Here is a 15,644-nt window from a genome sequence, read left to right on the forward strand (position 1 = left end):
CTTCACTCCTTTATCGGTTTTTTCCGGCACTTACCGGCGTTCCTTGGCAGGGAAACTTGCGCCTTCAGCGCTTTGTTCCCTGCTTTCCCCGTTTCAAGCGGAAGTGATTGATCGCCAAGGCGGTCGCGCGCGTACAGCGGCCGCCTTGGCATTGGGATCGCGCCTTCGGCTCAGCGCCCCGGCGTGAGCTTGCGGATCAGGACGTAGAAGGCGGGCACCATGAAGACGCCGATGAAGGTCGCCGCCGCCATGCCGCCCAGCACGCCGATGCCGATCGCGTTCTGCGCCGCGGCCCCTGCCCCGGTCGCGATCGCCAGCGGCACCACGCCCAGCATGAAGGCGAGCGAGGTCATCAGGATCGGGCGCAGGCGCAGCCGGGCCGCCTCGATGGTCGCGGGGATCAGCTCCTTGCCCTCGGCCTCCAGGTTCTTGGCGAATTCCACGATCAGGATCGCGTTCTTCGCCGCCAGACCGATCGTCGTGAGGATGCCCACCTTGAAATAGACGTCATTCGACTGCCCGAAGACCCAGGCCGAGACCAGCGCCCCCAGAACCCCCACCGGTACGGCGAGCATCACCGAGAGCGGGATCGACCAACTCTCGTATAGCGCGGCGAGGCAGAGGAAGACGACCAGCACCGAGAGCGCATAGAGATAGGGCGCCTGATCGCCCGACTGGCGTTCCTGATAGCTCAGCCCCGTCCATGCGACCGCGTAGCCGCCGGGCAGGTCACTCACCAGCTGCTCCATCGCATCCATCGCCGCGCCGGAGCTTGCGCTGTCCGACGCCTGGCCCGAGATTTCGATCGCATTGGCGGCGTCATAGCGCGACAGTTTTGGCGCGACCGAGACCCATTTCGTCGTCGCGAAAGACGAGAACGGCACCATTTCACCGGAGGCGTTGCGCGCATACCAAGTGTCGATATCCTCCGGCTGCATCCGGTAAGGCGCATCGGCCTGCACGATCACCGGGCGCAGGTTGCCGTTGAGATCGAAGTCGTTCACCGATCTGCCGCTGAAGATCACCGAGAGCATCGAATTGAGATTGCTCAGCGTCAGCCCGAAGCTTTCGGCCTTCTGCTGGTCGATATCGAGCTGCAGCGCCGCTTTGTTCTCGTCGCCGCTGACGCGGACATTGGTCAGGCGGCTGTCGGATTTCGCCGCGGCCACGAGCTGCTCGCCCGCCTCCTTCAGCGCCGTCGTACCATTATTGCCCTGATCCACCAGATACATCTGGAAGCCCGAGGAGTTGCCGATGCCGCGGATCGCGGGCGGTTGCAGGAAGAAGACCTGCCCCGCGCGCAGCCCCGCGAAATGCGCATTGGCCCGGCCCGAGATGGCGGCAGCGGTCTGATCCGCGCCGGTGCGTTCGTCGAAATCCTTCAGCTTGGCGAAGACCATCGCGGTGTTCTGCCCGCCGCCGCCAAAGGAAAACCCGAGCGTTGCGAAGACCGACGACACATCCGATTTCTCCTGCGTCAGCAGGTATTGCGTGATCTGATCGACCACATCCGAGGTCTGCGCCGTGGTCGACCCCTCGGACAGGTTCACCATCGCCATCAGCACGCCCTGATCTTCCTGCGGCAGGAAGGACGAGGGCAGCCGTGTCATCACGCCCCACGCCCCCGCGAAGACCAGCACGAGAACCAGCGCCATCAGGAAAGGTTTGCGCACGATACGGGCCACCGCGCTGGCGTAACCGCCCTGCATTTTCGCGAAGCCCGTGTTGAAGGCGCGCGCAGGCGCAATCGCGCGACCCCTCGAAGGCCGCAGCAGCTTTGCCGCCAGCGCAGGCGTCAGGATCAGCGCAACCACGGCGGAGAGCACCATCGCCGTGATGATCGTCACCGAGAACTGCCGGTAGATCACCCCCGTCGAGCCCGGGAAGAAGGCCATCGGCAGGAACACCGCCGAGAGCACCAGCGCCACCCCGATCAGTGCGCCGGTGATCTGCGACATGCTTTTCTCGGTGGCCTTGAGGGGGCTGAGCCCCTCCTCTTCCATCACACGCTCCACGTTCTCCACCACGACGATCGCGTCATCGACCAAGAGGCCAATCGCCAGCACCATCGCGAACATCGTCAGCGTGTTGATCGAATAGCCCGCGACCAGCAGCACCGCGAATGTGCCCAGCAGCACCACAGGAACCGCGACGATCGGGATCAGCGTCGCGCGCCATTTCTGCAAGAAGACGAGGATCACCAGCAGCACCAGCACGATCGCCTCGGCCAGAGTATGATAGACCTTCTCGATGGAGAGCTGCACGAAGGGCGAGGTGTCGTAGGCGATCTGGAATTCGACGCCTTCGGGCAGCGACGAGGACATCCGGTCCAGCGTCGCGCGCACCGCAGAGGCCGTATCCACCGCATTCGCGCCGTTCGCGAGGTTCACACCGAACCCCGCCGCATTCATCCCGTTGAACCTGGAGTTGCTGCCGTAATCCTCCTGCCCGATCTCGATCCGCGCCACGTCGCCCAGATAGACCGCCGAGCCGTCGGGCTCGGTCTTTAGAAGGATCTTCTCGAACTGCTCGACCGAGGTCAGCTGGCTCTGCGCGGTGATGGTCGCGGTGAATTGCTGGCCCTCAGTGGTGGGCAGATCGCCGAGCGAACCGACCGAAACTGTGGTGTTCTGCGCCTGCACCGCCGAGGTCACGTCGGTCGGCGTCAGTTGATATTGCTCGAGCTTGTAGGGATCGAGCCAGACCCGCATCGCGTAGCCAGAGCCGAAGACATTGATCCCGCCCACGCCCGAGGTGCGCTCGATCGCGCCTTTCACTTCGGTGTCCAGAATGTTGCCCAGCTCGACGGTCGAATATTTCCCATCGGTCGAGACCAGCGCGCCGACCATCAGGATATCCGAGGAGGAGCGCGACACGCTCACCCCGGAGGTCTGCACCGCATCGGGCAGCGAATTCTCGACCTTGCGGATCTTTGTCTGCACCTCGTTCTCGGCGTCGATCGGATCGACCGAGCCGTCAAAGGTCAGCGTCAGCCGCGCCGACCCCTGATTGGACGAGCTCTCCATGTAAAGGAGCCCGTCGAGCCCGGTCAGCGAGTCTTCGATAGGCGTCGTCACCGAGTTCTCGACCGCCTGCGCGGTAGCCCCGGAATAGCTGGCGGAAATGCGGATCGTGGTCGGCGCGACTTCCGGGTATTGCGACACGGGCAGCTGGGTGATCGCGTAGCCGCCGGCGAGCATCGTCACCAACGCAAGCACGATCGCGAAGACGGGGCGATGGATAAAGAAACGGATCATGTCGGGTTCACTCCGCCTTCGCCGTGTCGTTGGCAGCGTCGGCGGTATTGTCGGAGCTATCCGTGGCATCCTTCACAACGCCCTGCGCGTTGATCGTTACCGGCACCGTCTTGATCTCGGCCCCGTCGCGCAGGTTCTTCAGCCCGTCGAGGATCACCTGATCGCCACTCTCGATGCCGTCGGTCACGATCCACGCGTTCTGATAGGTGCCCGCCGTCGTCAGCGTCACCTTCTTCGCCGCGCCATCGGCCGCGATGAAGGCCGAGAGGGAGCCATCCCCTTCCCGCGTGGTCGCGCGCTGCGGCACGAGGATCGCCTGCGTCGTGCCCAGCGTGATCTTCGCGCGCAGAAACTGACCCGGCAGGATCATTCGGTCGGGATTGTCGAACTTGAACCGGAAATCCACCGTACCCGTTGTCGAGGAGACAGTCGCACCAGGGCTGACCAGCGTGCCGGTGCCGTCATATTCCTCACCCGTCTCCAGCAGCAGCGAAACCTTCAGTTGGTCCCCTCGCTGCAGCGTGCCCTGATCGATCCGCTGGCGCACCCGCATGATCCGCGCGGCACTTTCCGAGACATCGACATAGATCGGATCGAGCCGCGTCACCGTGGTCAGCGCATCGGACTGGTTCGCCGTGACCAGCGAGCCCACCGAGACGCTCGCCACATCCGGGTAGCCGTCGATGGGCGAGCGGATCACCGTGCGGTCGAGATTGAGCTGTGCGGTCTGCAGATCGGCCTCGGCGCTCAGCGCGGAGGCTTTTGCCTGTGCGAGCGCGACCCTCGCCGTCTCCAGATCGCTCACCGAGATCGAGGTCTTCTCCAGCTTGGTGTAGCGGTCCACCTGCGACTGCGCGGCCTGCACATTGGCGTCGGCGCTCGCCTTCTCGGCCTCGGCTGCGGTCAGTTCGGCCTGATAAGTGTCGTCGTCAATGTGAAACAGCGCGTCGCCCGTCGCGACCTTGTGGCCCGCCTCGTAGTCGATGGAGGCAATGGTGCCCGCGACGCGCGGGCGGATATCGGTCTGCTCATAGGCCACGGCGCGGCCCGGCAGGGTGACTGTGTAAGGCACCGATTGCGTCTCGACCTGCGTCACGCCGACCTCGGTCGGGCCTTGAGTGCCACCCGGCATTCCTTGCGCCAACGCCTGCGCAGCGAACCCGCCGGCAAGCAGCATCCCAAACGCGGCGCGACGCGCCATCCGACCAATGCTCATACTGAAACTCCTGTCCGCAGCCCGGTTTTCCCGGCGTTGTTCCATTTCTACGATAGGCCCGCGCTATTCTGTCGCCACTCGCACGCGGCCGGAAATGCGGAAACAAATGCCGCGAGCCTTAGAGCCAAGGAAATGGGGACCCAGCTTACCCATTGTTTTAAAAATAAAATTTCCGCCTGAACGCAGCCACTCGAGATATCCGCGCCCCAATTCCAGCGTCAGATCGCGCCCCTCGCGGAGTTCACGTATTCGCGAGATGAGAGCCACAAACCGCCTCACGACCGAAGCGCATAAAAAAGGGGCGCCAGTGGCGCCCCTCTCGATCCCTGTCCGAAGCCGTTCACAGCGTGATGCGGTAGAGCGCGAAGCCCCCCTCGCCGTCGCCGGCCGGTTCGATATCCAGACCGCGCGATTTGACGTCTTCGAGATAGTCCTGCGCTTTCGGCCCGGTCTCGAACAACACCGTGGCGCCCCCCGCAGGCGCGAAGGACCAGTTGGCGTCGGCCTTCGGATTGATCGTGCCCTTGTCGTGGATGTAGCGCACGATCACGTCGCGATTGGTGTCGGGCGCGCGGTAGATCACCGTCGAGCCATCCGCACCGGGGAAGCTGCCGCCACCCGACGCGCGGTAGTTGTTCGTTGCGATCACGAACTCGGCCTTCGGGTCGATCGGCTTGCCGTCATATTTCAGATCGACGATACGGTTCGTATCGGCGTTCACCACCGCACCGTCCTTGTCGAACTTGGCAGGCTGGGTGATGTCGATCTGATAGGTCACCCCGTCGATCACGTCGAAATTGTAGGACGGGAAATCGGGGTTCAGTAGCGTCGCATCCTTCGCGCCGGGCTCAACTTGGTTGAACATGCCCGCCGAGCGCTCCAGCCAGTCCTTCACCTGCGCGCCGGTGACCTTCACCGCCTGCAACGTGTTCGGATAGAGGTAGAGGTCGGAGACGTTCTTGATCGCCACCGGGCCTTTGGGAACATCGGTGAAGTAATCCGGGCCGCCGCGCCCGCCCGCCTTGAACGGCGCCGCCGCCGAGAGAAGCGGCAGCTTGCCTTCGGGCGTGCCCTCCAGCAGCTTCTTCACATACCAAAGTTGCGCATTCGAGACGATCTGCACCGACGGATCGTCAGCCACCAGCGCGAAGTAGGAGTAAAGAGGCGCTTCGGTCTCGCCCACCTTGGCGCGGACATATTTCAGCGTCTCTTCATGCACCTGATCGGTGGCGGCGAGGATCGGCTTGTAATCCGTGGTGAGCGGCGTGATCGAGCGATCCTCGCCGCGTGCGAAGATCGGACGGATCTCGGAGGTATGGGTGTCGATCTTCCACTTGCCGCCGTCACGGCTCAGCATCAGGTCGATCAGGCCCATATGGTTGCCCCAGAAGCCTGCCTGCACCGCCGGCTTGCCCTGCAGCGTGCCCTTGTCGTTGTCGATGCCGGGGCCGGAGAAATCCTTGCCGGGGAAGTTCAGGTGCTGGTGCCCGGTGATCACCGCGTCGATCCCGTCCACACCCGCGAGGTAGAAGGCCGCGTTCTCCATCCCGTCGCTTTGCGGGCCGTTGTCGATGCCCGTATGGGCGAGCGCCACGATGAGATCGGCGCCCTCTTCCTTGATCTGCGGCACCCAGGCGTTCGCCGCCTCCACGATGTCGCGGGTCTGGTAATTGCCCTCGAGATGCGCGCGGTCCCATTGCATGATCTGCGGCGGGACGAAGCCGATCACGCCAATGCGGATCGGCATCTTGTTCCCCGCACCGTCGGTCAGGTCGCGATCGAGGATCAGGTAGGGCGACAGGTAGAGGTCATCCTCGCGCGGAGAGGCCCCGAGCTTATGGGCGAAGTTCGCGCAGACCATCGGGAAATTCGCGCGGTCATTCACCTTCTTGAGGAAATCCATCCCGTAGTTGAATTCGTGATTGCCCAGCGTGCCGCAATCGTAGCCCAGCAGGTTCATCCCCGCGATGACTGGGTGGGTGTCGCCCTCTTTCATCCCCTTGGAATAGGCGATGTAATCGGCCATCGGGTTGCCCTGCATGTAGTCGCCATTGTCGAACATCATCGTGTTGGCGGCCTCCGCGCGCACGCCTTCGATCAACGTCGCGGTGCGCGACAGGCCGACCGTGTCGACGGGCTTGTCGGCATAATAGTCATAGGGCCGGATGTGGCAGTGAATATCGGTGGTACACAGAAGGCGCAGGTGGGCCTGCCCTTCGGCGGCGCGCGCCGTGAACGGGTGGACCAGCGTGAGACCGCCCGCAGCGGTGGTGGTGATCAGGAATTGGCGACGCGAAATAAGCGACATAAGGGGGATCCTCCGAGACAATTGGCTCCTTGCCGGAGCGCTCTATCCGAGGATCGTAACAGTGCTTTGACCGTCCGGATAAGTATCCCGACGTAAGCTCGCACAAATTGGTGTGAGCGGGCGGGAAAACCCCGCCCGCCGCACAAGAATTCAGCTCTCCGAGAGCACCGCCTGCACTTCCGCAGCAGGGCCGGGGTGGTGGCAGAAGACCTGCCGTCCGGCGACCTCTTCGGTGGGCGGGGTTGTGGCGCAGATCTCGCTCGCACGCGGGCAGCGGGTGCGCAGCGGGCAGCCCGATGGCGGGTTGAGCGGGCTCGGCAGGTCGCCTTCCAGCGCGATCAGCACCTTGTTGCGCTCGATCTCCGGGTCGGGGATCGGCACCGCCGACAGAAGCGCCTGCGTATAAGGGTGCTGCGGCTCGGCAAAGAGCTTCTCGGTCGCGCCCGCCTCCATCATCTGGCCCAGATAGAGCACCATCACCTCGTCGCAGACATGGCGCACGACGCTCAGGTCATGGGCGATGAAGATGATCGTGAGCCCCAGATCGCGGCGCAGGTCTTCGAGCAGCGCGATCACCTGCGCCTGAATCGAGACGTCGAGCGCGGAGACTGGCTCGTCGCAGATCAGGAGCTTCGGCTCCACCACCAGCGCGCGGGCGATACCGATACGCTGACACTGACCGCCCGAGAACTCGTGCGGGTAGCGGTTGATCTGGTTCGGCAGCAGGCCGACCTTCTCCATCACCTCGCGGACCTTCTCCTTGCGCTCCTTGCGGCCCATCTTCGGGCGATGGGTGCGCAGTGGCTCGGCGATGATCTCGCCCACGGCCATACGCGGGTCGAGCGAGGCCAGCGGATCCTGAAAGATCATCTGGATGTCGGAGCGGTATTTCAGCATCTGGCGCGGCGAGAGCGGCAGAAGGTCCGTCTTGCCCTGCCAGATGATCTCGCCCTCGGCGGGCAGCATCTGGATCAGGGCGCGGGCCAGCGTGGACTTGCCACAGCCGGACTCGCCAACGATGCCGAGCGTCTTGCCCTGCTCCAGCTTGAAGCTCACGCCATTGACCGCGCGCAGTTTCGGCGGCTCGGTCCAAGGCAGGTCCGAGGCGCGGCGGATGTCGAAGGTGACCCGAACGTCGCGAGCCTCGATCAGCGGGGTCGTCATGCGGCGGCCTCCTCGATCGTTTCAATGGAACGGTGACAGGCGCGGGCGCGGCCCGGCGCAAACTCCGCCAGCGGCGGCATCACGTCGGCGCATTTTTCTTCGACGAAATCGCAGCGCGGGCAGAACGGGCAGCCCTTCGGCGCGCCGGTCATGTTCGGCGGATTGCCCCGGATCGGGGTCATCGCGCGATCCGCATCCAGACGGGGCAGCGCGGCCAGCAAACCCTTGGTGTAGGGATGGGTCGGGTTGGCAAACAGGGGATCGACGGGCGATTGCTCCATCACCTGACCGCCATACATAACGATCGCGCGCTCGCAGAAGCCCGCGACCACGCCGAGGTCGTGGGTGATCAGCACGGTCGCCATGCCCAGCTCGCGGCGCAGCTCGCCCAGCAGGTCCATGATCTGCGCCTGCACGGTCACGTCGAGCGCGGTGGTCGGCTCGTCCGCGATCAGCACATCTGGTTTGCACAGAAGCGCCATCGCGATCATCACGCGTTGGCGCATCCCGCCCGAGAATTCATGCGGGAAGAGGCGCACGCGGTTCTTCGCGTCCGGGATCTTCACCAGTTCGAGCATTTGCGCAGCTTCGGCCACGGCGGCGCGCTTGCTCAGCCCCTTATGCAGCATCAGCACTTCGGCCATCTGGTCCGAGATGCGCATATAGGGGTTGAGCGCGGTCATCGGGTCCTGAAAGACCATCGATATCCGGTCGGCGCGCAGCTTGTTCAGCTCGGGTTCGGGCAGGTTCAAAATCTCCCGCCCCTCGAATTTCACCGAGCCCGAGGCCTTACCATTCGCGGCCAGCAGCCCGAGGATCGAAAAGCTGAGCTGCGATTTGCCCGAACCGGACTCGCCCACGATGCCCAGCGCCTCGCCGCGCTCCAAGGCGAAGCTGACGCCATTGACGGCGTGAACCTCGCCCTCCTGCGTTGCGAACCGGACGTTGAGGTCGTTGACTTCCAACAATGGCATATCAGCGCTCCTTCGGGTCGAGCGCGTCACGCAGCCCGTCCCCTACGAAATAGAAACCGAACAGGGTGGTGACGAAGAAGAACAGCGGGAAAGCCAGCTGCCACAGCGTGCCGTAGCTCATCGTCCCCGCCCCTTCCGAGATCAGCGCCCCCAGCGAGGTCTGCGGCTCTTGCACGCCAAGCCCGAGGAAGGAGATGAAGCTCTCCGTCAGGATCATCAGCGGCACCAGCAGCGTCGCGAAGACCACGACCACGCCCACGAGATTGGGCAGGATGTGACGACGGATGATTGTCGGTGCGGGCACGCCGATGGCGCGCGCGGCCTCGACATAGTCGCGGTTCTTCAGGGTCAATGTCTGCCCCCGCACGATCCGCGCCATCTCGAGCCAGGATATCAACCCAACGCCTACGAACAGCATCCCGATCGAGCGGCCATACATCACCAGCAGCAGGATCAGCACGAACATGTAAGGGATCGCCAGAAGGATATCGACGAGGCGCATCATGAAGCCATCGACACGGCCCCCGAAATAGCCCGAGATCGCGCCGTAGACCGTGCCCACGGAGACCGCGATCAGCGTGCCGATCACACCCACCAGCAACGAGATCTGCGTGCCCTGCACGGTGCGCGCGAACAGGTCGCGGCCCAGATCGTCGGCGCCGAAATAATGCCCGTTGGCGAGCGACGGCGCCGAGGCCGCCGCATCGCCCATCACGTTGTAATCGATGTCGGAATTGTTCCACGCCGCGATCAGGTTGCCGAACAGCGCGAAGGCCACGACGAAGGCCAGCAGCCCCAGCCCGAAGATCGCGGCCTTGTTGTTGAAGAACCGCCTGCGGGCGTCCGCCCAGAGCGAGCGGCCCGCCACGTCTTCGCGGCTCGTTGCCTCGGCGAGCGAGGTCATCTTGGATTCATCTATGACCATGTCAGTACCGGATTTTCGGGTCGATCCATCCGTAGACGATATCGACGACAAGGTTGAACAGGATGGTCAGCGTGCCCAGCAGGATCGTGATCCCCATCATCACCGCGTAGTCGCGGTTAAGCGCGCTATCCACGAAGCTTTTGCCGATCCCACCGGTGGTGAAATACACGTCCACGATCACCGAGCCGGTGATCATCGAGACAAACGCCGGACCGAGATAGGAGATCACCGGCAGCAGAGCAGGCTTCAGCGCGTGGCGCATGATGATCTTGCGCTTCGGCAGGCCCTTGGCGCGGGCCGTGCGGATGTGGTTCGAGCTCAGCGTCTCCAGCATCGACGAGCGCGTGATCCGCGCGATCGAAGCCATGTAAGAGGTCGAGAGCGCGATCACCGGCATGATCCAGAAGCGCGGATCGTCGAAGCTCCAGCCACCGCCGGGCAGCCAGTGCAGGCTCAGCGTGAAAATCAGCACGAGGATCGGCGCCATCACGAAGTTCGGCAGCACCTGCGCGCCGATGGAAATACCCACGGCGAGATAGTCGAGCCAGGAGTTGCGCTTGATCGCGGCGGTCACGCCAAGGGTGACACCGACCAGAACGGCGGCGATGAAGCTGAGGAAGCCATAGGTCAGCGTGACCGGGAAGCCCTGCGCGATGATGTCGTTCACCGAGCGGTCTTTATACGAGAACGAAGGCCCGAAATCGAAATGGGCGACCACGTTCCATAGATAGGTCGCGATCTGCTTCCATAGCGGCTGGTCGAGCCCGTATTTCGCGTTGAGATTGGCGAGCACCTCGGGCGGCACGGCACGTTCGGAGGTGAACGGCCCGCCGGGCGCCGTGTGCATCAGCAAGAAGCTCGCGATGATGAGCACCAGAAGCGTCGGAATCGCGATAGCGAGACGCTTGAGAATGTAGACGATCATAAGAATGTCCCGAAATAGGTCGGGCGGGCCGATTGCGCGGCCCGCCCGTTATCGTTTCAGCCGGCTTACTTTGCGACCTTGTACATGTTCTTCGCGTACCAGTTCAGCTGGACGTTATCGAACGGGTAGCCCTTGATCTGCGGGTTCAGCAGCATCGGCAGCGAGTAGGCGTAGATCGGTGCCAGCGGCATGTCCTCGGCGAGGATCTTCTCCGCCTTGGTGTAGTCCTCCTGCGGATCGGCCGCCGTCTTCGAGTCCTTCATCAGCTTGTCGTAATCGGCGTTCTTCCACTGACCCGAGTTCTGATCCGACCACGAGGTGTTCACGTCGAGATAGGTCGAGGCTTCGTTGTAGTCGGCACACCATGCGGTACGGGCCACGTCGAAGTCATGCTGACCGTTGAGCTTGTCGAGATAGACCTTCCACTCGTAGTTCTCGAGGGTCGACTGCACGCCGAGCTGCTTCCAGAACTGCTGCACCGCGATCGCGATTTTCTTGTGGTCGGCCGAGGTGTTGTACATGATCCGCAGGTTCAGCGGATGATCGGGACCGTAGCCGGCTTCCTTCAGAAGCTCCTTGGCTTTGTCCATCCGCTCCTGCTGCGTCATGTCGGCATAAGCGACGTCCGGCGCCTTGAAGTTCGCGGTCGCCCAGTGGGTCCAAGTGTAGGCCGGTTTCTGGCCGCCCTTGAGGATCTTGTCGACGATGATGTCGCGGTTGATCGCATAGGACAGCGCCTTGCGGACCTTCACGTCCTTGAGCGCCTCGGGGCCGTTCGGGCCGACGTTGAAGCGGTAGGCATAGACACAGGAGCGCGGCGGAGCGTGGGCCGCATCCGGGTATTCCTTCTTCAGGCGCGGATATTGACCGGCCGGGGTCTGCACGAAGTCCAGTTCGCCCGCCTCGTAGCGCGTCAGCGCCTGGTCGTTATCCTGCATCGGGATGAACTTCAGATCGGTCAGCGTGACGTTCGCGGCGTCGTAATAGGCGTCGTTCTTCGTCAGCTCGATCGAGTTGCCGATTTTCCAGCTTTTCAGCTTGTAGGGACCGTTGACGACCATGTGCTCGGGCTTGGTCCAGTCGGAACCGTATTCCTCGACGACCTTCTGCGGCACCGGGAAGGTCGAGGACAGCACCAGCATCTGGCGGAAATAGGGGATCGCGCTGTCGAGCGTCACCTGCAGCGTGTGGTCGTCGAGCGCCTTCACGCCCAGTTCGCTCGGCTTCTTGTCGCCCGCGATCACCTCATGGGCGTTCTTCACCTGCATCAGCTCGATATACCACGAGTATTGCGAGGCGGTCGCCGGATCGGCGAGGCGCTGCCATGCGTAGACGAAGTCCTGCGCGGTGACGGGATCGCCGTTCGACCACTTCTCGTTACGCAGGTGGAAGGTGTAGGTCTTCTTGTCGTCGGACACCTCGTAGCTCGTCGCGAGCGCGGGCACGAGTTTACCGTGATCGTCCTGCTGGTAGAGACCTTCGAACATCTGCTGAAGAACGTCGTTGCCGTCCTTCGAGGTGCTCAGATCGGGATCGAGCGTCTTGAGATCGTCCTGCAGCCAGTAGGTGAAGGTCTGGTCAGCGGCGAGCTTGGTGCCTTCGGGCACTTTGCTCGACTGAGCGAGAACGGGTGCGGCGCTGCCCAGCATCAGGGCAAAAGCGGAAATCGCGGCAATCGACTTCAAGGGATACCTCCAGTTTTCCGGGGTCCGGTCGCGCGCAACGCAGGGGTGAGCGCGGGGCCCCGATTTTTCGTTGATGGGGCATCAAGGGCAGGATCGGGGCGCGGCGCAAGTCTGACGTCACGGTGCTCACACCCATGTGAGAGCGCATTTCTCGGACCTCGGCGAAATCTTTCTGAAACTTGCGTGGCGCCCTTGAAATTTGCAACGAACGCCAAGCTCCGTCGCGGACGCCAAGGCTCTCTCCCGGCCCTCCGCGACCGAATCTCTGCGCCCGCGACACATCCGCTTGCGCGCCTTACTTTCTATGTATTTTGACACATCTGCAGGTTGTTCCGCGCGGGCTCGCCTTCGGGTGTGCTATTGACCAGCCTCGCCCCCCTGCTAGCTACCCTTGGCGTTACAGCCCCGACAGAACGGACCCCGAATGGCCGAGACCGACCAGAAGACCCCACTTTCGCCCGCACGCCGCTGGGCGGCTGCAGCCGTGCTGCTGCTGGCGAATTTCATGAACCTGATCGACATCACGATCGTCAATGTCGCCCTGCCCTCGATGAAGAACGAGCTGGCGGCCCCGCCGAACCTGATCGAGTGGATCGTCGCGGGCTACACCTTCTCTTTCGCGATCCTGCTGCTGCCGGCGGGACGGATGGGCGACCTGCTGGGCCGGCGCAAGCTGTTCGTGTCGGGCATCGCGCTGTTCACCGCCGCCTCGCTGGTCTGCGGCATCGCGCCGGGGATCGGGACGCTGGTGACCGCGCGCATCGTGCAGGGCGTGGGCGCTGCGATCATGACGCCGCAGACGCTGGCGCTGGTGCCGCGCCTGTTCCCGCCAGAGCAACGCGGCGCGGCCTTCGGCCTGTTCGCACTGACGGCGGGGCTGGCCTCGGTCGCGGGGCCGATCGTGGGCGGGCTGCTGCTGACCGCCGATATCTACGGGCTAGGCTGGCGTCCGATCTTCCTCGTGAACATTCCGCTGGGCATCGCGGCCTTCATCGCGGCGCTGATGCTGGTGCCAAAGGGCGAGGGCAATCGCAAGCTAGGCATCGACAAGGTGGGCATCGCGATCGCCGCCGTGGCGACGTTGGCGCTTCTGTTCCCGCTAGTCGAAGCCCCGTCGATCGGCTGGCAGGGCTGGATGTATCCGATGGTGATCGCCGCGCCGATCCTCGGCTGGGTCTTCATCCGCTGGCAGCGGCATCAGGAAGAACGCAACGCGCCCCAGCTTCTGCCGATGCGGCTGCTGCGCTCGGGCTCGTTCCTGTCGGGCAGCCTTCTGAACGCGGCGCTGTTCACCGCGGTGCCGAGCTATTTCTTCACCATGGCGCTCTATCTTCAGGCGGGCTACGGGCTCACGCCTTTGCAATCGGGCCTGACGACGACGCCCTTCCCGCTGGGCGTACTGCTGGCCTCGGCCACGACCGGCTGGTTCGGGTCGCGCTGGGTCCGCTGGCGCGTGATGGGCGGCGGCATCCTGATCGCGACGGGCTTCGCAGGGCAGCTCTGGGCGATCTGGACGATGGGCGACACGATCAGCTGGTGGCGAATGGCACCTTGGTTCTTCTTTGGCGGCTTCGGCCTGGGCAACACCGTCTCGCCGCTGTTTCAGGTCTCGCTCTCGGCAGCGGATAGCAACGACAGCGGCTCGGCCTCGGGCGCGGTGCAGGCGATCCGGCAGGTCGGCATCTCCTTCGGCATCGCAATCATGGGCGGGATCTTTTTCGGTATGCTGGGCGGCGCGGAGCCGGGCGATCACGAGGCCTATCGCAGCGCGATGATGTCCGCGATCGGCTACGCAATGGTCATCGCGAGCGTGGTGATCCTCACACCGTGGTTCACGCCGATGAAGATCGAGCGTGCCAAAGACTGAGCGGACAGCGCGCCCCGCGCCGCTCCCATCGCTGTCTCGCACGATGACACGATCGTGCGCCTCAACTGTCACGCGACACTCGCCCCGAGCGCCGCGCGCCCCATCTACCCAGACCAGAGGGGCCGTCCGAACCTGGCCCCCGACAGATGCGAAAGGAGCGATCCATGCGTTACAGACCTCTTGGCCCCAGCGGCCTTCTCGTCTCGGAACTTTGCCTCGGTACGATGACCTTCGGCGGCTCGGAGGGCATGTGGGGCCAGATCGGCCAGCTGCGTCAGGACGATGCCGACGGCCTCGTGAAAACCGCCGTTGATGCAGGCATCAACTTCATCGACACCGCGAATGTCTATGCGGGCGGCGAGAGCGAGCGCATCCTCGGCCAGAGCCTGCGCAATCTCGGCATCGCGCGCGACGAGGTGGTGATCGCGACCAAGGTGCTCGGCCCGATGGGCGAGGGCATCAACCAGCGCGGCGCCTCGCGCTATCACATCATGGAGCAGTGCAAGCAGAGCCTCGAGCGGCTGCAGCTCGACCATATCGACCTCTACCAGATCCACGGCTTCGACCCGATGACGCCGATCTCGGAGACGCTGGAGGCGCTGACCACGCTCGTGCAGCACGGCCATGTCCGCTATATCGGCCTGTCGAACTGGGCCGCGTGGCAGGTGATGAAAGCGGTGGGTATCGCCGAGGCGCGCAAGCTCGCCCCGATCCTCTCGCTGCAGGCCTATTACACGATCGCCGGGCGCGATCTGGAGCGCGAAGTGGTGCCGATGCTGCGCGACACCGACATGGGCCTGATGGTCTGGAGCCCGCTGGCAGGCGGTCTGCTGTCGGGCAAATACGACCGTGACGGCAAGGGCTCCGACGGGCGTCGCGCCAATTTCGACTTCCCGCCCGTCGAGAAGGACCGCGCCCATGACGTGATCGACGCCATGCGACCGATGGCCGAGAAGCGTGACGCGAGTGTCGCGCAGATCGCGCTGGCATGGCTTCTGCATCAGGAGGTCGTCACCAGCGTCATCGTCGGTGCGAAGCGCAAGGACCAGCTGACCGACAACATCGCCGCGACCGAGATCACCCTCGACGCGGAAGAGCTGGAAACCCTCGACAAGGTCAGCGCCTTGCCCGCCGAATATCCGGGCTGGATGCTGGAGCGTCAGGGCGGCTACCGCCAGCGCTGAACACGCAGCGAACCGATCGGCGCGCCCGGGCGGGTGTTGGCCTGGCCAACCCTGCCTTGGCGCGCCTTTTCATGTCTGCGACCGGAGCCGCAATCGGTGCGCGCTTACGTCGCGGCCTCAAATCGGTTCACTTTTTCAT

The 15,644-nt window shown here is 63.9% G+C and carries 10 protein-coding genes; 2 read left to right on the forward strand and 8 right to left on the reverse strand.

Annotation, left to right across the window (positions count from 1 at the left end; genetic code table 11):
• Positions 1-170: 170 nt before the first annotated feature.
• The 8 genes from BMI87_RS03740 to BMI87_RS03775 all read right to left on the reverse strand — a co-directional run bounded on the left by BMI87_RS03740 (position 171) and on the right by BMI87_RS03775 (position 12,418).
• Positions 171-3,257: an efflux RND transporter permease subunit gene (locus BMI87_RS03740; RefSeq protein ID WP_078519795.1), complete on the reverse strand. Its 3,087-nt coding sequence runs from the start codon at positions 3,255-3,257 to the stop codon at positions 171-173.
• A gap of 7 nt (positions 3,258-3,264) precedes the next feature.
• Entirely contained in the window at positions 3,265-4,473 is a 1,209-nt protein-coding gene (locus BMI87_RS03745) for an efflux RND transporter periplasmic adaptor subunit (RefSeq protein ID WP_078519796.1), read from the reverse strand.
• 340 nt (positions 4,474-4,813) lie between these two features.
• Positions 4,814-6,781, reverse strand: a complete 1,968-nt coding sequence (locus tag BMI87_RS03750; protein WP_146681492.1) for a bifunctional 2',3'-cyclic-nucleotide 2'-phosphodiesterase/3'-nucleotidase — start codon at positions 6,779-6,781, stop codon at positions 4,814-4,816.
• A 150-nt stretch (positions 6,782-6,931) separates the two neighbouring features.
• Positions 6,932-7,945 carry an oligopeptide/dipeptide ABC transporter ATP-binding protein gene (locus BMI87_RS03755; protein ID WP_078519797.1) on the reverse strand — a complete coding sequence of 338 codons (1,014 nt, stop codon included), beginning with the start codon at positions 7,943-7,945 and terminating at the stop codon, positions 6,932-6,934.
• Complete coding sequence (locus tag BMI87_RS03760; protein WP_078519798.1) at positions 7,942-8,919, reverse strand: oligopeptide/dipeptide ABC transporter ATP-binding protein; 978 nt, start codon at positions 8,917-8,919, stop codon at positions 7,942-7,944. Before BMI87_RS03760 ends, BMI87_RS03755 begins: the two co-directional genes overlap by 4 nt.
• A 1-nt stretch (position 8,920) precedes the next feature.
• On the reverse strand, positions 8,921-9,844 hold the full coding sequence (locus BMI87_RS03765) for an ABC transporter permease (RefSeq protein ID WP_078519799.1): 924 nt from the start codon (positions 9,842-9,844) through the stop codon (positions 8,921-8,923).
• A 1-nt stretch (position 9,845) separates the two neighbouring features.
• Positions 9,846-10,769: an oligopeptide ABC transporter permease OppB gene (gene oppB / locus BMI87_RS03770; protein WP_078519800.1), complete on the reverse strand. Its 924-nt coding sequence runs from the start codon at positions 10,767-10,769 to the stop codon at positions 9,846-9,848.
• A 65-nt stretch (positions 10,770-10,834) separates the two neighbouring features.
• The gene (locus BMI87_RS03775; protein ID WP_078520034.1) at positions 10,835-12,418 is read right to left on the reverse strand and encodes a peptide ABC transporter substrate-binding protein; all 1,584 of its coding nucleotides are present in this window, start codon (positions 12,416-12,418) and stop codon (positions 10,835-10,837) included.
• A gap of 460 nt (positions 12,419-12,878) precedes the next feature.
• Here BMI87_RS03775 and BMI87_RS03780 point away from each other — a divergent pair, with 460 nt between their 5' ends.
• Together BMI87_RS03780 and BMI87_RS03785 are read left to right on the forward strand one after the other, a co-directional pair.
• Positions 12,879-14,321, forward strand: coding sequence for an MFS transporter (locus tag BMI87_RS03780; RefSeq protein WP_078519801.1), 1,443 nt, complete (start codon positions 12,879-12,881; stop codon positions 14,319-14,321).
• Between the two features lie 164 nt (positions 14,322-14,485).
• Positions 14,486-15,505 (forward strand): aldo/keto reductase, encoded by a 1,020-nt coding sequence (locus BMI87_RS03785; protein WP_078519802.1) that lies wholly within the window; start codon positions 14,486-14,488, stop codon positions 15,503-15,505.
• Positions 15,506-15,644 lie beyond the last annotated feature (139 nt).

Source organism: Thioclava sp. F28-4, assembly GCF_002020045.1.
Taxonomy (GTDB): Bacteria; Pseudomonadota; Alphaproteobacteria; order Rhodobacterales; family Rhodobacteraceae; genus Thioclava; species Thioclava sediminum.